This window comes from Mycobacterium sp. MMS18-G62 (assembly GCF_053877835.1).
Window position 1 is genome coordinate 2,075,451 of record NZ_CM132662.1, and the last position, 18,997, is coordinate 2,094,447.

The following is an 18,997-nucleotide window of genomic DNA, read 5'->3' on the forward strand; positions in this document are numbered from 1 at the left end:
TCAGCGGCGTGAGCCGAGCGGTCGTCGGGGATCAAGCAGCACCCTCGTCTCGATAGCTGGTCCTTGCGCTGTGCCACACTGGACCAAGATCGTGACTGGAGGTTGACGTATGCGGCAGCGGACGAGGGGCAGGCTGATCACCGCGATCATCGCGGCGGGACTGGTCGGGAGCCTCGTGCTAGGAAACCCATCCGCACTGGCTGATCCTGAGGTTCCACCGCCTCCCGCCCCTATCGACCCCGCCGCGGGCGACGCACCGCCGCCGGCGGATCCGCTCGCGCCGCCGGCCGACCCTCTGGCTCCACCGCCACCGGTCAATCCATTCGTCTTTCCGCCGCCCGCGGACCCGGCGGCGTCGCCTGCGACTCCGATGGCAATCCCCGAGGGCACGCCGGCCGGTCAGAACCCGACCCCCTACGTCGGGCAGCCGGTGTTCGCGCCGCCGACCTTCAACCCGACCAACGGATCCAAGGCCGGCGCGGCCAAGCCGATCTACATCAACTTCGCGCGACCGATCGCCGACCGGGCGATGGCCGAGCAGGCGATCCACATCTCGTCCGTTCCGCCGGTGCCGGGCAGGTTCTACTGGACCAGCGACACACAGGTGCGGTGGCGGCCGCAGGACTTCTGGCCGGCGGGCACCGTCGTCAACATCGACGCCAGCGGCACCAAGTCCAGCTTCACTGTTCCCGAGCAGCTGGTGGCGACCATCGACGACGCGACTCACCAGATGACAGTCGTGCGCAACGGCAAGGTGGAGAAGACCATTCCGGTGTCGATGGGCATGGCGGCCGGCGGGCATACGACCCCGAACGGCACCTACTACGTGCTCGAGAAGTTCCCGACCATCGTCATGGACTCGTCGACATACGGCGTGCCCGTCGATTCGGCCAACGGCTACAAGGTCAATGTGCAGCTGGCGGTCCGCATCGACAACAGCGGCAACTTCGTGCACAGTGCGCCGTGGTCGGTCGCGGACCAGGGCAAGCGCAACGTCAGCCACGGCTGCATCAACATCAGCCCTGAAAACGCCAAATGGTTCTACGACAACTTCGGGAGCGGCGATCCGATCGTCGTCAAGAACTCCAAGGGCCTCTACAACCAGCCCGACGGCGCGTCGGACTGGCAGATGTTCTAACCGGAGCCTCCTGCCGAACGAGCACGCTTCCTCCGGAAAAACCTGGTGTGCAACGTCAGTCGTGGTGATTGGCTGCAGGTATGGGGGAGGAGGTATTCCGTCCACATCGGAGCTTGTGGATCTTGACCACAGCCATGTTCGGCGGAATGTTCGTGCTGGCGTTGGCGATCGTCTTTCCCCACGCCTTCGCACCGCTGGTCAAGTTCCTCGGATTCAAGGGCGCTCGCGACGACGCGGCAGTACCAGGCATAGTGCTCGCCGCCCTCTTCGGCATCTTTGTCGTCCAAGGTGTGAAGCGGGTGTTCTCCCGTGGGCTGCGCCTGACCAGTGAGGGGCTCGAGCTCGACACATACAAGCTGGCGTGGACCGAAGTCGACGACTTCGAAAAGGCCGGGCGTTTCCATATCCGCGTGAAGTACTGGCCCGGGCATGAGCTGAGCCGGCGAGAGAAACTCAGTGTCGTGCTGGGCAAGATGGGCGTCTACGCCCGACCGGCCTACATAGACACCGGCTATGACACAAACGGCAGGAAGCTAGTCGATGTCCTTCGGAGATACCGGCTCACCCACGGGCGCTAGTTCCAGATCCGCACTCGTCGCTGCGGTTCCAGGTACAGCTCGTCGGATTCGCTGACCTCGAACGCGTCGTAGAACGCGTCCATGTTGCGGATCACGCCGTTGCACCGGAACTCCGGCGGCGAGTGCGGGTCGATCGCAAGCCGTCGAATAGCTTCGGCTTCACGCGATTTCGTCCGCCACACCTGCGCCCAGCCGAAGAACACCCGCTGCTCACCGGTCAGCCCATCGATCATCGGGGCCTCCTCGCCCTTCAGCGACAGCCGGTAGGCCAGCAACGCGATCGACAGCCCGCCCAGGTCGCCGATGTTTTCACCGACGGTGAACGCGCCGTTGACGTGGTGTCCATCGCCAAGCTCGCGCGGTACGAACTCTTCGTACTGCGCGATCAAAGCCTTTGTCCGAGCACCGAATTCGGCTCGATCCTCGTCGGTCCACCAGTCGACGAGGTTGCCGTCGCCGTCGTACTTGGCGCCCTGATCGTCGAACCCGTGTCCGATCTCGTGGCCTATCACCGCGCCGATACCGCCGTAGTTGGCGGCGTCGTCGGCCTCGGCGTCGAAGAACGGCGGCTGCAGAATCGCTGCGGGAAACACGATTTCGTTCATCCCGGGGTTGTAGTAGGCGTTTACCGTCTGCGGTGTCATGAACCACTCGTCGCGGTCCACCGGACCGCCGAGCTTCGCCAGATCGCGGTCGTACTCCACCGCGTAGCCGCGGCGGTAGTTGCCGTACAGGTCGTCTCGCTCGATGACCAGTTCGGAATAGTCGCGCCACTTGGCCGGGTAGCCGATCTTCGGGGTGAACTTGTCGAGCTTGGCAAGCGCCTTCTCCCGCGTGGCAGGCGTCATCCAAACGAGTGAGTTGATGCTGACGCGGTAGGCCTCGCGCAGGTTGGCCACCAGCTCGTCCATCCGCGCCTTGGCCTCAGGCGGAAAGTGCCGCTCGACATACAGCTTGCCGACCGCATCGCCCATCAAGCTCTCGACCACGGACACGGCGCGCTTCCAGCGGTCGCGGATCTGTTCGGTGCCGCTCAACCGTCGGCCGTAGAACGCGAAGTCCTCGGCGATCAGGTCGTCGGTGAGCAGGAACGCGCGGGCGTGAATGACGCGCCAACGCAGCCAGCGTTTCCAGTCCTCGAGGTCTTCGCCAGACCACGCATCGGCGAACGCCGTCAGGTAATCGGGCTGGCGCACGACCAGCTCGGCGACCGTCTCCGGCGTGGTGCCCAGCGCCGCGACCCAGCCCGCCCAGTCGAAGCCCGGTGCCTCGGAAGGCAGGTCCGCGAACGTCCGCAGGTTGTAGGCGAGGTCGGCGTCGCGGCGCTTGACCACGTCCCAGTGCGCGGCGGCCAGCTTGGTCTCCAGCGCGACGATGCGTGCCGCCGTCTCGGCATGATCGCCGCCATACACCAGCGCGAACATCGCCGCGATGTGCTCCGGGTATGCGGCCAGGATCTCGGCATGCTGCTCGTCGCGGTAGTACGACTCGTCGGGCAGCCCGAGCCCGGACTGGTTGAGGTGAAGCAGGTATCGCGTCGAGTCCTTGGAATCGGTGTCGACGTACACGCCCGTCCCGCCGCCGACGCCGGCGCGCTGCAAGGCGCCGAGCACCGCGGCAAGCGAAGCGGCGTCCGAAGCGGCGTCAATGGCGGCGAGCTCGGTGAGCAGCGGCTGCAAGGCACGCGAGGCCACCGTCTGCTCGTCCATGAAGCTGGCGTACAGGTCGCCGATGCGCTGCTCGTCGGTGCCCTTCTTGGCCCCGGACGCCGCCGCCTCGGTGATCAAATCGCGGACCTGCTCCTCGGCCCGGTCGTACAGCAGCCGGAATGCGCCGTCGGTCGCACGATCGGCAGGCATCTCGTACTCGGCCAGCCATCGGCCGTTGACGTGGCCGAACAGGTCGTCTTGGGGGCGGGCATCGGAGTCGACGTAGCTCAGGTCGATACCCGAGCGCAGATCTTGAACCGTCACCCCAACATCCTTCCAGAAGTGCACAGGTAGCCTCACGCCATGCCCGACGACGAGCAGATCCCGAATCGCGACGCCGACGGTCCCGTCTTCTCCGGCTTCGGGATCGGCACCGCGGTGTTCGGCGCAATCGCTGTCGCGGCGGTCGTGCTTGCCGGTCTGATCTGGACGCAGCACCGCAGCGACGTCGACGAGATTCGGTACCGCACCCGGGTGATGCAGACCGCGGCGGACTGGACCGGCGTGCTGATCAACATGAACAAGGACACCGTCGAACCCAGCATGCAAAAGCTGCACGAAGGCACCGTCGGTCAGCTCAACGCCGACTTCGATTCGACGGTCGAACCATTCCGAAAACTGGTTCAGACGCTGCAGGCGCGCACCACCGGCCAGGTCGACTCGGTCGCCGTCGAGTCGATCCACCACCCGCAGCCAGGACCCAACGGCACACCGCCGCCGACACCGAAGCCACAGCCCGAGCTGTCGGCCTTCGCGTCGCGCACCGACACCGTCATGGTGGTGGCGACCTCGATCAGCGAGAACGCCGGCGGTGACAAGCCGCAGACCGTCCGATGGAACCTGCGCCTTGACGTCTCCGACGTGGACGGCAAGCTGCTGATCTCGCGGCTGGAGCCGATCCGATGAGAAACCGTTGGCGCGTACTGGCTTTCGACATTCTGGCGCCCCTCGCCGCGGTCGTTGCGCTGGTGTACATCGGCATCGCACTGGCGTGGCCGCTGTGGTGGGTGTCGGTCTGCTCGGTGCTATGCGTGCTGATCGTCGAGGGCGTCGTGGTGAACTTCGCGCTGGCGCGCCGAGACGCCGTCACCGTCGGCACCGACGACGACGGGCCCGGCTTGCGGTTGGCGGTCGCCGCGGTGGCGACGGCGGCCTTGGTCGCGGGGGTCACGGTCGGATACCTGCGCTGGACGGTGCCCGACCGCGACCTGCACAACAACAGCGCCGAAGTGGTGGGCATCGCGAGCGGCACCGCCGAGGCATCGGCGACGTTCAGCCCGCAGAATCCGACCGCGACGATCGACCGGGTCACATCGACGATGTCACCCAAGAGCGCCGATGCGTTCAAGAACGAATTCACGAAAATCGCAAAGGATTTGACCAGTAGGAATGTCTCCGCGCAGGCCAGTACCGTCTCGGCTGGTGTCGAGGCGATCGGGCCCGACGCCGCCAGCGTCGCGGTGATCTTGCGCGCAACCCAGACCAGCCCTGGCAAGCCCGCGGACACCGCTGTGCTCGCGTTGCGCATCGCGCTGTCCAAAAACGACGGGCACTGGCTCGTCGACGACGTGTCGCCGATCCATTCGCGCTAACCCAGCGACCGCAACGCCCGCGAGCGCTCACTGGGGTACGGGTTCAGGCCTCAAATTCGTACCAGGGTGAGCGCTCGTCGACGTGGCGCTAACCGAGCAGACGGGCGTGATCGACCTTGAGGCAACGGTCCATCACCACCTGTAATCCCGCCGCCTCGCCGTCGCGCGCAACTTGTTCATCCCACAGGCCTTGTTGCAGCCAGAGCACCTTCGCGCCCACCTTGATGGTGTCGTCCAGAACAGACGGCAGATGTTCGTGGCGACGGAAGACGTCGACGAGGTCGGGTACCACCGGCAGATCGGCCAGGCTCGGATAGACCGGCGTGCCGTCGATGTCGCTGATCGTCGGGTTGACCAGGTACAGCTCGTAATCACTGTGCGAGCGCAGATAGCTCCACACGCCGTGGCTTGGCCGCATCGGATTTGCCGACACACCGACGATCGCCACGGTGCGCGTCTCGCGCAGGATGCGCTGCAGGTCAGGCTCGCTCACGAATTCCTGTATACCCGCAGCCGCTTGGCCAACTCCTCGGGCTGACTCAACGCCACCAGGTGCCCGCCCGGTATCACGTCGAGTTCCAGGCCCAGCCGTTCGCGTACCAGTCGGCGCTGAAAATCCAACGGGAACAGCCGGTCATCGCTTCCCTGGATCACGCTCGTCGGCACATCGGGCCAGCGATGCAGCGGCCACGGCTGGCCAAAGGGTGTGTCGGACTGGCGCGGTTCACCCTGCCGGAAAGCCTCCTCGCGCACCGCGGTAGGCACGTCATGAAAGAAATCCTCGACCGGGTCGAAGGCCGGCACCACTTGATCGTGACCCGTTGCAGACCACCACTGGCCGGGTGATTCGCCCGGTGCCGGAACCATCGGGTTGACCAATACGATCGCGGCGGTCGGCACGCGGACGGCCACCATCGGTGCGGTGAACGCCCCCATCGACTGGGCCACGAGAACGAGCGGATCCGAAACCCCGGCCACAGCGTCGACGACGGTGTCGGCGTAGGTGCTCAGGTCGGCGGAGTCGTCGGCAGCCGGCAGGTCAACGGCGATGACCCGAGCGTCGAGGGAATCGAGCAGCGGGACGACGCGGTGCCAATACCAAGCGCTGCCACCGGCTCCCGGGATCAGCGCGTACGTCATCTATTCGCTATCTAGCCGCTCTTGCCCGGCCGGTGGTGGCGCATCTTGGCGAACCGATCGGAGAGCCGTCGCATCCGGATCATCAAAGACGCCGAAGGGCTGGTCTGACCGCTCACGTAGGCCGCGAAATCGTCGTTGGGCACGCCGATGCGCGACGCGAATTCCTGCTCGCCCAGTCCCGACCGTTCCAGCAGCAGCTGAATGTGGCGAGCCACCTCGGCGCGTTCGTTGGCTTCGAGGTGTTCCCGTGCGCGGCCGAGCACCTCGGCGAGCGCCTTCGAAACACCGTATGGCCGTGCGGTTTCCAGCACTTCCTCGACCTGACGAGCGGTCCTGCCGTACGGGTCGCGCTTGATAGCGACGACGATCTGCTGCCAGACCGTCAGGTCGTCGGTTTCCAAGGCGGCCCTGATCGCCGACGTCGGCCAAAACTCCACCGGCCGGTCGTCGACGAGTGGCCGGCGGCCCTGCGCCTGACGTGTGCGTGCGGAGACTGCGTCGCGCTGCGCGTCCCGAATGTCGGGGGCCAACGTCACCTCGCCTCCTCCAGCATCGCTACCGCCACCGACAGGCAGCGCTCCCTGACCCTGGCCCAATCGGCCTCCGCATCCGGGCCCGACATCCGGGTGTCGTGCTCGTCGTACGGCTGTGGATCGGCCAGGCGGCGCACCAACTGGGTGGCGACCCATTGCTTTCTCGGGTGCTCACCACAGTAATACCGGTCCATTGACGCCAGCACCACAGCGGCGGTGTGAGTTTCCATCGAGTCCACCAATTCGGCAAATTCTGCGTAGTCGCGAGTGGTATTCCGGCACATGATCAGGTAGCTCTTCAGCCGCAGCGTCTCGGCGCCGGTCGGAATCTGCAGCCGGTCGCCCGTGGGCAGCTGGACGTTGGTGGTCTCCATCGGACTGCGCCGCTCCACCGGTGCGCGGTCAGCCTCGGCCGCGGTCTCCAGCGCGTCCAGCGCGACCGAAAGCCGGCCGCGCCACATCGTCACCGGATGTACGCGCAGGGTGGCCGGGGCGGTCTTTGTCGAGCCCTTGGATATCCCGTTGCGGTACACCCGGCCGTTGGTGTGACTGCCGGCGAGGGCGGCTTCGGAGCAGATGCCCAAAGCAAGCGGATCGGCGACCGTAATGCTATCGGGGACAAGGTTTTTCAGCCTGGCTGCCGACTTGACGACCATCCGCAGGTCGGACCCGGACGGGCCGAGCGAGGAGATGTCGTCGGGGATGATGACCAGATCGCCGATGTCGGCCTTGGGCAGCGGCTTTTCGAAGTCCACCGACGGCAGGATGCGGTCCAGCCAGCGCGGCAGCCACCAGTTCCATTGGTCGAACATCGCCATCAACGCGGGCACCAGGATCAGCCGCACCACGGTCGCGTCGACGGCGATCGCGACCGCGCACGCGACGCCGAGTTGCGCGACCAGCGGCATACCCGCGAAAGCGAACCCGATGAACACCGCGATCATGATCAGCGCCGCGCTGGTGATCGTCCTGGCGCTGGTGCTCACCCCGTACGCGACGGCGTCGCGGGTGTTGTTGGTCTGCAGGAACCGCTCCCGGATACGGGTCAGCAGGAAGATCTCGTAGTCCATCGACAACCCGAACGTCATCGCCAGCACCAGCGGCGGGATGGTGCTGTCCAGCGATGAGATCGGTTTGAAGCCGAGGTCGGCCAGCCATCCCCACTGGAAGACGACGACGAGGCTGCCGTAGGCCGCCGCCACCGACAGCACCGTCATCAAGACGCCCTTGAACGCCAAGAACACCGACCGGATCGAGATCAGCAGCATCACGAACGCGATCAAAGCGACGAAGCCGAACACCAGGGGCTGCGTGACTGACACCCGGTCGTCGAAGTCCTTGATCAACGCCGTTGGACCGCCGACATCGACCCGCGCGCCCGCGCCTGCGGTCTTCGGCAGCTGCTCGCGCATCCAGTCGACGGTTTGGCGGGCGCCCATGTCTTCGGGGTCGACCGTGAGCACCGCCGACAGCAGCGCACGGCGATAGTCGTCGCCGAACACCGGCGGCGCCACGGTAACGACGTTGGGCGCCTGAGCCATTCGCTGGCGCAGCGCGTCGAGGGCGGGTTCTTTCACGGTGGCCGAGGCGGCGTTGCCGTCGGGGAATGTCACCAGCACGCGCACCGGCCCGAGTGCCCCGGGGCCCAGTGCCTCGGCGGCCGCGTTGACGCCGCCGCGGATCTCATGGGTCGGTTCGAACTGCCGCTGCATGCTGTTGCCGAGCATCATCGAGAACGACGGAGCCGCAAACGTCAGCAGCAAGAGCGAAGCCGCGAGCGCCGAGGCCCACGGCCGCCGCATGACCCAGCCGGTCCACCGGCTCCAGAACCGTGACTGCGTGCTCTCTGGCCGGCGCGACCAATGCAGGTAGGACGACCGCTTCGCGGCCGCCTTGCCGAACGTCGCCAGCACCGCGGGCGTCAATGTCGTGGACGTGAGCACGGCCACCGCGACGGCCAGGATCGCGCCGGTGGCCATCGACTGCAGCACCGGCGTGTTGATCAGGTAGATGCCGGTGACGGAGGCGATCACCGTCAAGCCCGACAGCACCACCGCGAGCCCGGAAGTGGCCATCGCCGCGTCGGCGGCCTGCTGGGGGTCACGGCCTGCGCGAAGTTCCTCACGGAAGCGCATCAGAATAAACAGTGAATAGTCGATGGCCAGCGCGATGCCGAACATCGAGACCGTCGACGTGACAAACACCGACATCTGCGTGTACATCGACAGCAGATAGACCAGGCCCATGGTGACGGCGACCGTGCAGATGCCCAGGACGAGCGGCATGGCCGCGGCCGCCAGCGAGCCGAACACCGCGAGCAAAACAATCAGGACGATCGGAAGGTTCCACTGCTCGGCCTGCGCGATGTCGTGTTTGGTCGCCAAGGTGGCTGCGGCGCCAAGCGCGCCCTGGCCGATGACATACAACCGGACCCGGCCATTCTCGATCTCACCGGCCTGATCGCCGTTGATGCCGACCTTCTCCCGCAGTTGCTTGGCGATATCGACCACGCCGCTGTTGTTGAAGTCCGGTTGCAGGGAGACGACGTAGGGGCGGTCTGGCTGTGGTGGCGGCTGTTGTGGGTTGGGCACCACCTTGACGCTGGGCACCTGTGCGGCGATCTGTTCAAGATGCGTCACCGCGGCATTCATATCGTCGAACGTTGCGTCGGCGCGCGGCGCCGCGACCAGCGCAAGTGGCGAGGCGCCCTGGTCGGGGAAGTGGGCTTCGAGTTCGCGCTGCACGTGCAGGGACTGCGAGCCCTCGACCTCGAATCCGCCACCGGTGAGATGTCCGGACTGATTCATCGCGAGATAGATCGCCGGAACAATAAGGAGCAGCCACGCCGCGAAGACCGCCCAGCGATATCTGCGCAGGTTACTGCTCAAGCGCATCATGAACTGCTGGATGGCTGGTCTCCCCGCTTTCTACCCGGCGTTTCGTAGCGTGAGCGTACAACAGCGTGAGGTAGGGTGCCTCGGCCTCAGCAACGCCCTAATGCTGCTCTAACGCTTCTCGCGCCGGCGCCGCGCAGTGTTACGCCGCCTGTGGACTTCCTGGCCCTCACCTGCATGTTCATTCGCTGGATTGGCGGGTGCGGCGACGCCGATGGCAGTATGTGCCCTGGCCGTTTCGGCGTCGGGGACCTTTGCCGTCGATCGTCAAGCGTTTGCGGGTGCGTTAAATCGTTCGCAAACCGTTAGGAGTTGTCCATGTTTTTGCGGACTTCGTGCCCCGGGCTGACCGCGACGTCGCTGCGACGCAGCCTCGCCGCTGTGTTCGCCGCCTCCATCGCCGGAGGCGCCGCGGTGGCGGCGCTGGCCGTTCCGGCGGCGACCGCAGCGGGGGACCCGTGCGCGGCCAGTGAGATCGCCCGAACCATCGGCTCGGTGGCCACCTCGACCGGTAACTACCTCGACTCGCATCCGCAAACCAACCAGGCGCTGACGACGATCTCCCAACAACAGGCCGGGCCGCAGTCGCTGGGCGCGATCAAGAGCTACTTCGATGCCAACCCGCAAGTCGCCAAGGACATGCAGACGTTGCAGCAACCTCTTGTGAGCCTGTCTACCCGATGCAAGCTGCCGATCAGCCTGCCTCAGCTGATGGGCCTCATGCAGGCCGCCCAACAGCAGGGTGGTGCGTTGCCCGGCGGTTTGCCAGGAGCATTGCAAACCGCGCAGACGGTCGGTGCGCCCGGTGCCGCGGTGCCCGCACAGTCGTCGTCGGCCTCGGCCGTCTCGCAGGGCGCCGGCCCAGCTCCCGGGCCCGCTGCAACCTCGCCGCGCTGACGGTTCGACGCCGCGAGTCGCCGCCAGCGATGCCGCTGACCTGCATATTTAGACTTTCTCACGATTGGTTAAGCGCAAGGCAAGAAAGTCGGCATCGATTCTGCTTAGCTTTTTATTGTCGGAACCGCTAATGGTTGTGACCTCTCCACTTCATATGAAGGAGCCTGTCCATGTTGCTCTCGGCCCGTACCGCGCGGCGCGCGGTAGCTGGCGCGGTCGGTACCAGTGCGATCGCCGGTGCGATGTTGTTTGGTGCTCTGCCCTCGGCGATGGCCGACGAAGACCCGGCGCAGAACCCGCCGAACTGCACCGCGGCCGACCTGGCCGGCGTTGCATCGGGCGTTTCCGCGGCGACATCCGCGTACCTTTTCACGCACCCCGACGTGAACTGGTTCTTCACCAGCCTCGAGGGCGTGCCGCGTGACCAGGTCCGCACCAAGGTGCAGACCTACCTGGACGACAACCCGTCGGTGAAGGCTGACCTGACCGGAATCCGTCAGCCGTTGGTCGATCTGAAGAACCGCTGCGGCGGCGCGGCACCGGCGCCTTCCATTCCGTAGTACGTGCGGGTTGGCGACACGCCCGCACCGGAAAGCGTGAGCCGCACGGTGCTGATGGTCGACGACGACCCGGACGTGCGGACCTCGGTCGCCCGCGGATTGCGGCATTCGGGGTTTGACGTTCGGGTCGCGGCGACCGGAAAAGAGGCGCTACGGCTCTTATCCAACGAGTCTCACGACGCGTTGGTTCTCGATGTTCAAATGCCAGAACTCGACGGTGTCGCCGTGGTCACCGCACTTCGGGCATTGGGCAATGACATTCCGATCTGCGTGTTGTCCGCGCGCGACACCGTCAACGACAGAATCGCGGGTCTGGAAGCCGGCGCGGACGACTATCTGACCAAGCCCTTCGATTTGGGCGAGCTGGTGGCGCGGCTCCATGCCTTGCTGCGGCGGTCCAGCAATTCCGATCAGTCATCGGACACGATGAGGGTCGGGCCGTTGACCATCGACACCGCCCGCAGGCTGGTGTTCGTCGACGGCGAGCGCGTCGACTTGACCAAGCGCGAATTCGACCTGCTGGCCGTGCTGGCCGAGAACGCAGGCGTGGTGTTGTCCCGCCAGCGGCTTCTGGAACTGGTGTGGGGCTACGACTTTGACGTCGACACCAACGTCGCCGACGTGTTCATCTCCTACTTGCGGCGCAAGCTGGAACGCGACGATTTGCCGCGGGTGATCCATACGGTTCGCGGCATCGGCTACGTCTTGCGCGACGAGCCATAAGTGCGGTTGCCGCGATTCCTCGGGTCGGCGTCCCTGCGTACCCGAGTGGCCATTGCTTCGGCGGCGGCCGCGGCTGCCGTAGTCGCGGTCTTCACGATCCTGACCTCGGTGGTGCTGGCGAATAACGATGCGCAGCAATTGGATCGGCGGCTGGATTCGATCATCGACGCCTCCATGTATCCCGAGCAACTGCAAGACCCGCATCGCGGTGTGCTGACGACGGGACGCTCGCGGTCGACCGGTCAGGTGGTGTTCCAGCGCGGGTTCCAGTTGCCACCGTTGCCGTTGGGCACGGCGACCGTCGAAGTCAACGGTGTCGACTACCGCGTGCGCACGATCGAGGTGGATCAGCACGGCGCCGTGCTGATGTCGTTGGGCATCCGGGCCGACAGCATTCTGTTGAACCGCGCAAGGATTCCGGCGTACACCGTTATCGGTGTCGTGACGGTGTTGATCGCCGCCGGCCTGGGCTGGTTGCTCGCGGGCCCCGCGATCCGGCCGCTGCGCAGATTGACCGAACACACCAAGCGACTCGGCAAAGGCAGCGACGAGATGCCCGAAGTGCGAGGCGTCCGCGAGGCCGAGGATCTGTCCGAGGCGATGAAAGAGATGTTGAGCCGGTTGGCGGCCGCGCAGCGTGCGACCACCAATTCGCTACAAGCAGCACAGGATTTCGCCGCCAACGCCGCGCACGAGCTGCGGACACCACTGACCGCGATGCGTGCAGACCTCGACACCTTGCGGATCCACGATCTGCCGGCCGAGGAGAGAGCCGAAGTGGTGCAGGATCTTTCGCGTGCACAACGCCGCGTGGAGGCGATCATCACCGCGCTCGGACAGCTGGCCTCCGGACAGCTGGCGCAGGCCGAGGACCGCGAGCTCATCGACGTGGCAGACATGCTGGACCGCGTCGCGCGCGAGAACATGCGAACTGCCGGCGATGTCGAGATCGTCGTGGAGGCAGCCGATGATCTCGGCAGCATCTGGGGATGGCCGGGTGGGCTGCGCCTGGCCGTCGACAACCTGGTGCGCAACGCGGTGACACACGGCCAAGCCAGCCGAATTGTGTTGGCCGCGCGCCGCACCAGCGACACGATGACGATCATCGTCGACGACAACGGCCGCGGGCTTCCACTCGAAGAGCATGAGACCGTGCTCGGCCGGTTCTCCCGCGGCAGCACGGCCGCCGGCGGCGGTTCGGGCTTGGGGCTTGCATTGGTGGTCCAGCAGGCGACACTGCACGGCGGTCGCATCGAGCTTTCCGACGGTCCGCTGGGGGGACTGCGCGCCACTCTGACGATCTCGACTTCGCCTGAGCCGACGGTGAATTCGGTCGATCAGTGCTGAGTCAGGCGCCGACGGCGTAACGGTTCCCGTCCAGGCGGCTGCGGTGGCGTTGGCAGCAGCGCCTTTCGCGGACGCACCTTGACCGTGGTCGGCGAGCGTGTGCTGAGCTCCAGGTCCTCACCGGCGTGCCGGATGGTCAGCCCGCCGTCCGGGCCGTCCCGCAGCGTGTAGGTGACCTCTGTGTGATTGGCGTCGACAGTCAGTCGAAAACCGCGCCAGCGCAATCGGAATCGCAGGCACGCGATCTCATCGGGCAGCTGCGGATCGAGTGCCAGCACGCTCTCGTCATCGCGCAGGCCACCGAAGCCGGCCACCAACGCCGTCCATGCTCCGGCGAGCGATGCCATGTGTAAGCCGTCGCGGGTGTTGTGGTGCAGATCGCGCAAGTCGATCAGTGCGGCCTCGTACATGTAATCGTGTGCCAGCTCGAGGTGTCCGACCTCCGCGCACATCACCGCCTGCGTACACGCGGACAACGACGAGTCGCGTGTGGTCCTGCGCTCGTAATAGTCGACGTTGCGGGCCTTTTGCTCCGGCGTGAACGCGTGACTCTGCCACTGCATCGCCAAGACGAGGTCTGCCTGCTTGACCACCTGCGACGGGTACAGCCGCACATAGGCCTCGTGCAACAACAACGGGTATTCGGTGTTCTTGGTGAAGTTCCACTCCCGCAGCGTCGTAAAGCCCTCGCACTGCTGATGCACGCCCAGCTCTTCGTCGTAGGGGATGTTGGCGTCGTCGGCGGCATCGCGCCACGCGGCCGTCTCCTCGGTGGTAACGCCCAACGCGCGGGCGTGTTCGTGTTGGCGTGTGCACGCGTCGGCCGCGATGCGCAGGTTGTGCGCCGCCATCAGATTGGTGAACACGTTGTCGCGGACGACGGCGGTGTACTCGTCGGGGCCCGTGACGCCGTCGAGATGCCAGACGCCGTGCCGGTCGTGATGGCCGAGCGACATCCACAGCCGCGCGGTTTCGACGAGCACCTTCAGCCCGCATTCGGCCTCGACCGACTGATCGCCGGTGACAACCCGGTACCGCTCGAAGGCCATCGCGATGTCGGCGTTGACGTGCCACGCCGCCGTGCCCGCTGGCCAGTAAGCCCCGCACTCCTGGCCGCGGATCGTCCGCCACGGGAAGGCCGCGCCGGCGAGGTCGAGTTCTTCTGCTCGCTCCTTGGCCAGATCTAACGTCGACGCCCGCCATCGCAGCGCGTCCGCGGCGGCGCTGGGTGCGGTGTAGGTGAGCACGGGCAGCACGTAACCTTCGGTGTCCCAGAAGGCGTGGCCGTCGTAGCCGGTGCCGGTCAGCCCCTTGCCAGGAATCGCCCGGCGTTCGGCGCGGGCGCTGGCCTGCAGAACGTGAAAGAGCCCGAACCGCACCGCCTGCTGACAATCCGGGTCGCCGTCGACCTCGACATCGGCGGAGTCCCAGAAGTCGTCGAGGAACGAGCGTTGCGCGTCGACGAGGCCTTGCCACCCGCTGTAGCGGGCGCCGGTCACGGCAGCGGCGGCTTGGTCACGCAGCGCGGGCCGCGACCGCAGGCTCGACCACCCATAGCCAAGGTATTTGACGATGCGCAACCGCTGGCCGGGTCGCAGGCCGCAGATGACGGTGGTGCGGGCCAGGTCGGCGCGGGCCTCGGTCTTGACCTCGACCCGTCCGGGAACGTCGACCTCATGGTCCATCGCGGCGGCCATCATCAACTTGCTCGCCCTGGTCCTGTGCACTAGACAGGCGCCGCACTCGTTGACCTCATGGTGCACGGGTTCCAGCGGGTTCTTCAGCGCCGCAGCGACACGCGGGTCGGCCGACGCCGGTGGCTGGTCCTCGTTCGCGACGAGCTCGGATTGCACTGTCACACGGACGAATTCATCCTGCGCCTCGACCACATACTCGATGGCGGCCACACCGCGTTGCGCCAACGAAACCAGCCGCGTCGATACCAGTTTGATCCGCTTGCCCGCCGGCGACGTCCAGCATGCCCGCCTCGTCATCATGCCGGCGCGCAAATCGAGAACCCGTTCGTGCTCGTTTAAATGGCCGTAACGCACGTCGAACGGCTCGTCGTCGACCAGCAGGCGGATGATCTTGCCGTTGGTGATGTCGATCAGCGACTGCCCGTCTTCGGGATAGCCGTAGCCGGCTTCGGCATACGGAAGCGGCCGCGTCTCGTAGAACGAATTGAGGTAAGTGCCGGGCAATCCGTAGGGTTCCCCCTCGTCCAGGTTGCCTCGAAGTCCGATGTGGCCGTTGGACAATGCGAACACCGACTCCGTCTGCGCCAGTATGTTGAGGTCGAGTTTGGTTTCCCGCACGTGCCACGGCTCTACGGGAAAGGCTTCATCGGTGATCATGACGTCGTCAGCAATTCAGTCAGATCGGTGACGACGACGTCGGCGCCGTTGCGGCGCAATGCTTCTGACTGACCTACTCGGTCAACGCCGACCACGAATCCGAAGTGCCCCGCGCGTCCGGCCTCGACACCGGCCAGCGCGTCTTCGAAAACCACCGCCTGATCCGGGGGCACGTCGAGCAGCTGCGCGGCCCGTAGGAACGAGTCCGGGGCAGGCTTGCCGGGGATGTTCTCGTCGCGCATGGTGACGCCGTCGACTCGCTGCTGCACGAACCGGTCCAGCCCGGTCACCTCGAGGACCTCGCGGGTGTTGGCGCTCGACGAAACCACCGCCACGCCGAGGCCCGAGGCGCTGACCGCCTCCAGGTAACGACGCGAGCCTTCGAACACCTTGACGCCGTCGTTGTGCAGAGTGTGCTGGAACATCTCGTTCTTGCGGTTGCCGAGCCCGTGCACCGTTTCGTGGCCAGGATCGTCGTCCGGCGCACCGTCGGGCAGGTCTATGCCGCGGCTGCTGAGAAAGGAGCGCACCCCGTCCTCGCGCTTCTTTCCGTCGACAAATGTCTCGTAATCGGAAGCGGGATCGAACGCCACGAACGGCTCACCGGTCCGGTCGGCACGCTCACGCAGGTACGCGTCGAACATGAGCTGCCACGCCCGCTTGTGCACGCTGGCCGTGTCGGTGAGGACTCCGTCCAGGTCAAACAGGCCCGCGCGGATCTGGTCAGGCAACCCCAGACGCCGCGCCTCGCTCTCGGTGGATGATCGTGATCCCATGATCGACACATACCCGTTTTGAGGGCTTTGCGTAGCTCCTATCGTTTGATCAGCTTGGCCGCGCCGCGCCAGCCGAGCAGCAGCAGCGCGGTCACCACCGACGCCACCACCACGAAGCTGGCCGCCACACCTCCAGACGTGGCTTTGCGCAAGAGCATTCCGACGACGACCGTGCACAGCCACACCGCGATCCCGGTCGGAACGATTGCCGTCGGCCGGCGCCAACCGCGGGCGAGCAGCCAGCCGGCACAGGTACCGGTCAGAAATGGCCATGCGGTCTGCGCGACGCCGGCGATGGTCACGCCCTCGGCGTGGCTGCGACGGCCGATGGCGCAGAACACCACGACGGAGACGACATCGGTCGCGAAGGCGCAGAGCGCGGCGGATTTCATTGGGCCCCTACTGATTCGGTTCAGGGTCGTGTGGCGCTTCGGGGTCGGGGCTGAACTGCGATGGCCGGCTTAGGGTTTCGGAGGCGTCCGGGTCGATGTCCTTTTCCGTGCGGAACATGAAGAAGAACACCACCCAGCCGATCGCGGCGATGAAGATCCAGCTGATCAGCCGGTAGATGAGCATCGCCGAGATGGCCGAGGCCAGGGTCATGCCCGACGACACCAGGCCGGGCACCAGCACCGCCTCCACCACCAGCAGCCCGCCCGGCATCAGCGGGATCGACCCGACAGCGCGGGCCGCAGCGTAGGCCACCGTCACACCGGCGATCGACGGACGGCCCCCGGTCGCGTAGCAAGCGGCCAGCAGGCATCCCACGTCGGCGATCCAGTTGAACAACGACCAGCCGAACGCCACACCGAGCTCGCGGCGGCTCAGGCTCACCGACTCCAGCTGCGACAGGGTCTCGCGCCACTTGTCCAGCCCAGTGTCGGCAGGCTTGCCGCGCACCGAGTTGAACCACGACAGCACGCGCACCCCGATGCCGTCGATGAGTTCGGGGCGGGTGGCGACGGCCTGCGCGAGCAGGATCAACGCAATGAAGCCGCCGAGCGAAAAGATCAGTGACAGAGGGTTTTTCGTCGCACCCAACAGGAAAGCGCCGCTGAGGCCGAGCAGAGCAAGGCCCACCACTTGCAGGGCACCCGACATCACCAGCTGCCATGACGCCACCACCGGTGATGCGCCCCAGATCCGCTGTTGGCGATAGATGAACGTGGCCGACAGCACGGGGCCGCCGGGCAGCGTGGTCGACAGCGAGTTGCCGGCATAGAAGGCAGCCTCTGAGCGCCACTGCTTGACGGTCACCCCCGCCGAGCGCAGCAGGGTTCGCTGGATCTGCGCGAAGCTGTGCATGGACGACATCGCCGCGACGATGGCCGCAAGTCCCCACCACCAGTTCGCCGAGTACAGGCTCTTGGCCGCCTTGGCCAGCTGGTCCCAGACCAGTACGAGTTCGACGGTCAGCACGACGGCTGCGACCGCGATGACGACCCACCGCAGCCACCAGTACTTGCCTCGGGCGGGCCTCTCCTGGCTGGTCTTTCCGGCCTGAGAGTCGCTCGCAGGCGCGTCGTGGGACACGCCATACAGGGTAGAGCGTCAGGTGGCCGATTCCCGAGATCCGCTGCGATGACGCGGGCGGCCGTTACGCTACCGGCATGCCAGCTGGCCCGTCTGTTGACTCCGTCGCCGATGAGTCGGTGAGTCCCCTCGTCAGGAAGACGGCGGCATGGGCGTGGCGGCTGCTGGTCATCCTCGCGGCCATCGTCGCGTTGCTCTGGGCGGTCAAGCGACTCGAGATCCTCGTGGTGCCGGTCGCTCTGGCCACCATGCTGGCGGCGTTGCTGCTTCCGCTCGTCGACTTCCTGGACCGGCGCGGGGCTCCACGCGGAGGTGCGGTCGCCCTGGTGTTGCTGGGCGGCATCGCGGTGGTGGGCGGCATCCTCGCGTTCGTCGTCAGCCAGTTCATCCAGGGCGCGCCCGCGCTCGTCGACCAGGTCAGCGCCAGCATCAAGGGCGTGGGCGACTGGCTCACCCAAGGCCCGCTGCACATCAATCAGCAGCAGATCGATTCGGCTCGCAAGTCTGCGATCGAGGCGCTGCAGAACAACCAGGAGAAGCTGACCAGCGGGGCGTTGTCGACGGCGGGCACCGTGACCGAGATCGTCACCGGCGCACTGCTGGTGTTGTTCACATTGATCTTCGTTCTGCACGGTGGGCGCAACATCTTCGCGTTCGTCACGAAGATCTTCCCGACCGACGTCCGCGAACGCGTGCGCGACGCCGGTAGGGCGGGATTCCATTCGTTGATCGGGTATGTGCGGGCGACGTTTCTGGTCGCTCTCGTCGACGCGGTGGGAATCGGCACCGGTTTGGCGATCATGAGTGTGCCGCTGGCGCTGCCGTTGGCGTCGCTGGTTTTCCTCGGCGCGTTCGTCCCGCTCGTCGGTGCCGTCGTCGCCGGCTTCCTCGCAGTGATCGTGGCGCTGATCGCGAAGGGTGTGCTGTACGCGTTGATCACGCTCGGCCTGATCATCGCCGTGCAGCAATTGGAAGGCCATGTCCTGCAGCCGCTGGTGATGGGCCGCGCCGTCTCGATCCATCCGCTGGCCGTCGTGCTCGCGATCGCGGGCGGCAGTGTGTTGGCCGGCATCGTCGGGGCGTTGCTCGCCGTGCCAACGGTGGCGTTCCTCAACAGCGCGGTGCGCGTGCTGCTCGCGGCCGAACCGGAGGTCGAAGAGGCCGAGTTAGAGGCGCAACAAGGGCCGGTGGTGAAGTCGACGCCGGACGACGTCGACTAGTCG

Annotated in this window: 18 protein-coding genes; 9 read left to right on the top strand and 9 right to left on the bottom strand. The window is 66.1% G+C overall.

Annotation, left to right across the window (positions count from 1 at the left end; genetic code table 11):
* Window positions 1–109: 109 nt before the first annotated feature.
* Window positions 110–1,138: a L,D-transpeptidase gene (locus ACWW36_RS10420; protein WP_456141463.1), complete on the top strand. Its 1,029-nt coding sequence runs from the start codon at window positions 110–112 to the stop codon at window positions 1,136–1,138.
* 122 nt (window positions 1,139–1,260) lie between these two features.
* Window positions 1,261–1,716, top strand: coding sequence for a hypothetical protein (locus tag ACWW36_RS10425; protein ID WP_456141464.1), 456 nt, complete (start codon window positions 1,261–1,263; stop codon window positions 1,714–1,716).
* Here ACWW36_RS10425 and ACWW36_RS10430 read toward each other — a convergent pair.
* Window positions 1,713–3,674, bottom strand: a complete 1,962-nt coding sequence (locus ACWW36_RS10430) for a M13 family metallopeptidase (RefSeq protein WP_456142437.1) — start codon at window positions 3,672–3,674, stop codon at window positions 1,713–1,715. The genes ACWW36_RS10425 and ACWW36_RS10430 overlap by 4 nt on opposite strands.
* A gap of 54 nt (window positions 3,675–3,728) precedes the next feature.
* Here ACWW36_RS10430 and ACWW36_RS10435 point away from each other — a divergent pair, with 54 nt between their 5' ends.
* Both ACWW36_RS10435 and ACWW36_RS10440 read left to right on the top strand, forming a co-directional pair.
* The gene (locus ACWW36_RS10435) at window positions 3,729–4,331 is read left to right on the top strand and encodes a hypothetical protein (RefSeq protein ID WP_456141465.1); all 603 of its coding nucleotides are present in this window, start codon (window positions 3,729–3,731) and stop codon (window positions 4,329–4,331) included.
* Window positions 4,328–5,017, top strand: a complete 690-nt coding sequence (locus ACWW36_RS10440) for a hypothetical protein (RefSeq protein WP_456141466.1) — start codon at window positions 4,328–4,330, stop codon at window positions 5,015–5,017. The genes ACWW36_RS10435 and ACWW36_RS10440 overlap by 4 nt, the downstream gene beginning before the upstream one ends.
* 88 nt (window positions 5,018–5,105) lie before the next feature.
* Here ACWW36_RS10440 and ACWW36_RS10445 read toward each other — a convergent pair whose 3' ends face one another.
* The 4 genes from ACWW36_RS10445 to ACWW36_RS10460 are packed head-to-tail and all read right to left on the bottom strand — an operon-like array spanning window position 5,106 to window position 9,587.
* Window positions 5,106–5,510: a CoA-binding protein gene (locus ACWW36_RS10445; RefSeq protein ID WP_456141467.1), complete on the bottom strand. Its 405-nt coding sequence runs from the start codon at window positions 5,508–5,510 to the stop codon at window positions 5,106–5,108.
* Window positions 5,507–6,157: an alpha/beta fold hydrolase gene (locus ACWW36_RS10450; RefSeq protein WP_456141468.1), complete on the bottom strand. Its 651-nt coding sequence runs from the start codon at window positions 6,155–6,157 to the stop codon at window positions 5,507–5,509. Before ACWW36_RS10450 ends, ACWW36_RS10445 begins: the two co-directional genes overlap by 4 nt.
* An 11-nt stretch (window positions 6,158–6,168) precedes the next feature.
* Window positions 6,169–6,693, bottom strand: coding sequence for an XRE family transcriptional regulator (locus ACWW36_RS10455; protein WP_456141469.1), 525 nt, complete (start codon window positions 6,691–6,693; stop codon window positions 6,169–6,171).
* Window positions 6,690–9,587: an MMPL family transporter gene (locus ACWW36_RS10460; protein WP_456141470.1), complete on the bottom strand. Its 2,898-nt coding sequence runs from the start codon at window positions 9,585–9,587 to the stop codon at window positions 6,690–6,692. The genes ACWW36_RS10455 and ACWW36_RS10460 overlap by 4 nt, the downstream gene beginning before the upstream one ends.
* A 315-nt stretch (window positions 9,588–9,902) precedes the next feature.
* On the opposite strand from ACWW36_RS10460, the gene ACWW36_RS10465 reads away from it, so the two are divergent.
* The 4 genes from ACWW36_RS10465 (at window position 9,903) to ACWW36_RS10480 (ending at window position 13,111) form a co-directional block, all read left to right on the top strand.
* Window positions 9,903–10,481 (top strand): hemophore, encoded by a 579-nt coding sequence (locus ACWW36_RS10465; RefSeq protein ID WP_456141471.1) that lies wholly within the window; start codon window positions 9,903–9,905, stop codon window positions 10,479–10,481.
* Between the two features lie 170 nt (window positions 10,482–10,651).
* Window positions 10,652–11,041 carry a heme-binding protein gene (locus tag ACWW36_RS10470; RefSeq protein ID WP_456141472.1) on the top strand — a complete coding sequence of 130 codons (390 nt, stop codon included), beginning with the start codon at window positions 10,652–10,654 and terminating at the stop codon, window positions 11,039–11,041.
* Between the two features lie 54 nt (window positions 11,042–11,095).
* Entirely contained in the window at window positions 11,096–11,764 is a 669-nt protein-coding gene (locus ACWW36_RS10475) for a response regulator transcription factor (protein WP_456142438.1), read from the top strand.
* The gene (locus tag ACWW36_RS10480; protein ID WP_456141473.1) at window positions 11,765–13,111 is read left to right on the top strand and encodes a HAMP domain-containing sensor histidine kinase; all 1,347 of its coding nucleotides are present in this window, start codon (window positions 11,765–11,767) and stop codon (window positions 13,109–13,111) included.
* On the opposite strand, the gene ACWW36_RS10485 is transcribed toward ACWW36_RS10480, so the two are convergent.
* Genes ACWW36_RS10485 through ACWW36_RS10500 form a run of 4 tightly spaced genes read right to left on the bottom strand, consistent with a single transcriptional unit; the run spans window position 13,102 to window position 17,774 of the window.
* Window positions 13,102–15,465 (bottom strand): glycoside hydrolase family 65 protein, encoded by a 2,364-nt coding sequence (locus ACWW36_RS10485; RefSeq protein ID WP_456141474.1) that lies wholly within the window; start codon window positions 15,463–15,465, stop codon window positions 13,102–13,104. The two genes, ACWW36_RS10480 and ACWW36_RS10485, sit on opposite strands and share 10 nt — an antisense overlap.
* On the bottom strand, window positions 15,462–16,241 hold the full coding sequence (locus ACWW36_RS10490; RefSeq protein ID WP_456141475.1) for a beta-phosphoglucomutase family hydrolase: 780 nt from the start codon (window positions 16,239–16,241) through the stop codon (window positions 15,462–15,464). Before ACWW36_RS10490 ends, ACWW36_RS10485 begins: the two co-directional genes overlap by 4 nt.
* 38 nt (window positions 16,242–16,279) lie before the next feature.
* Window positions 16,280–16,633 (bottom strand): DUF3054 domain-containing protein, encoded by a 354-nt coding sequence (locus ACWW36_RS10495; RefSeq protein ID WP_456141476.1) that lies wholly within the window; start codon window positions 16,631–16,633, stop codon window positions 16,280–16,282.
* 7 nt (window positions 16,634–16,640) lie between these two features.
* A complete protein-coding gene (locus tag ACWW36_RS10500) occupies window positions 16,641–17,774 on the bottom strand; it encodes a lysylphosphatidylglycerol synthase transmembrane domain-containing protein (RefSeq protein WP_456141477.1) in 1,134 nt (377 codons plus the stop codon).
* 77 nt (window positions 17,775–17,851) lie between these two features.
* On the opposite strand from ACWW36_RS10500, the gene ACWW36_RS10505 reads away from it, so the two are divergent.
* A complete protein-coding gene (locus ACWW36_RS10505; protein ID WP_456141478.1) occupies window positions 17,852–18,994 on the top strand; it encodes an AI-2E family transporter in 1,143 nt (380 codons plus the stop codon).
* Window positions 18,995–18,997: the final 3 nt, after the last annotated feature.

Coding starts and splice junctions, on each gene's coding strand:
- ACWW36_RS10420 (WP_456141463.1), top strand. CDS start 110: ATGCGGCAGCGGACGAGGGGCAGGCTGATCACCGCGATCATCGCGGCG.
- ACWW36_RS10435 (WP_456141465.1), top strand. CDS start 3,729: ATGCCCGACGACGAGCAGATCCCGAATCGCGACGCCGACGGTCCCGTC.
- ACWW36_RS10440 (WP_456141466.1), top strand. CDS start 4,328: ATGAGAAACCGTTGGCGCGTACTGGCTTTCGACATTCTGGCGCCCCTC.
- ACWW36_RS10450 (WP_456141468.1), bottom strand. CDS start 6,157: ATGACGTACGCGCTGATCCCGGGAGCCGGTGGCAGCGCTTGGTATTGG.
- ACWW36_RS10460 (WP_456141470.1), bottom strand. CDS start 9,587: ATGATGCGCTTGAGCAGTAACCTGCGCAGATATCGCTGGGCGGTCTTC.
- ACWW36_RS10465 (WP_456141471.1), top strand. CDS start 9,903: ATGTTTTTGCGGACTTCGTGCCCCGGGCTGACCGCGACGTCGCTGCGA.
- ACWW36_RS10470 (WP_456141472.1), top strand. CDS start 10,652: ATGTTGCTCTCGGCCCGTACCGCGCGGCGCGCGGTAGCTGGCGCGGTC.
- ACWW36_RS10475 (WP_456142438.1), top strand. CDS start 11,096: ATGGTCGACGACGACCCGGACGTGCGGACCTCGGTCGCCCGCGGATTG.
- ACWW36_RS10485 (WP_456141474.1), bottom strand. CDS start 15,465: ATGATCACCGATGAAGCCTTTCCCGTAGAGCCGTGGCACGTGCGGGAA.
- ACWW36_RS10490 (WP_456141475.1), bottom strand. CDS start 16,241: ATGGGATCACGATCATCCACCGAGAGCGAGGCGCGGCGTCTGGGGTTG.
- ACWW36_RS10495 (WP_456141476.1), bottom strand. CDS start 16,633: ATGAAATCCGCCGCGCTCTGCGCCTTCGCGACCGATGTCGTCTCCGTC.
- ACWW36_RS10505 (WP_456141478.1), top strand. CDS start 17,852: ATGCCAGCTGGCCCGTCTGTTGACTCCGTCGCCGATGAGTCGGTGAGT.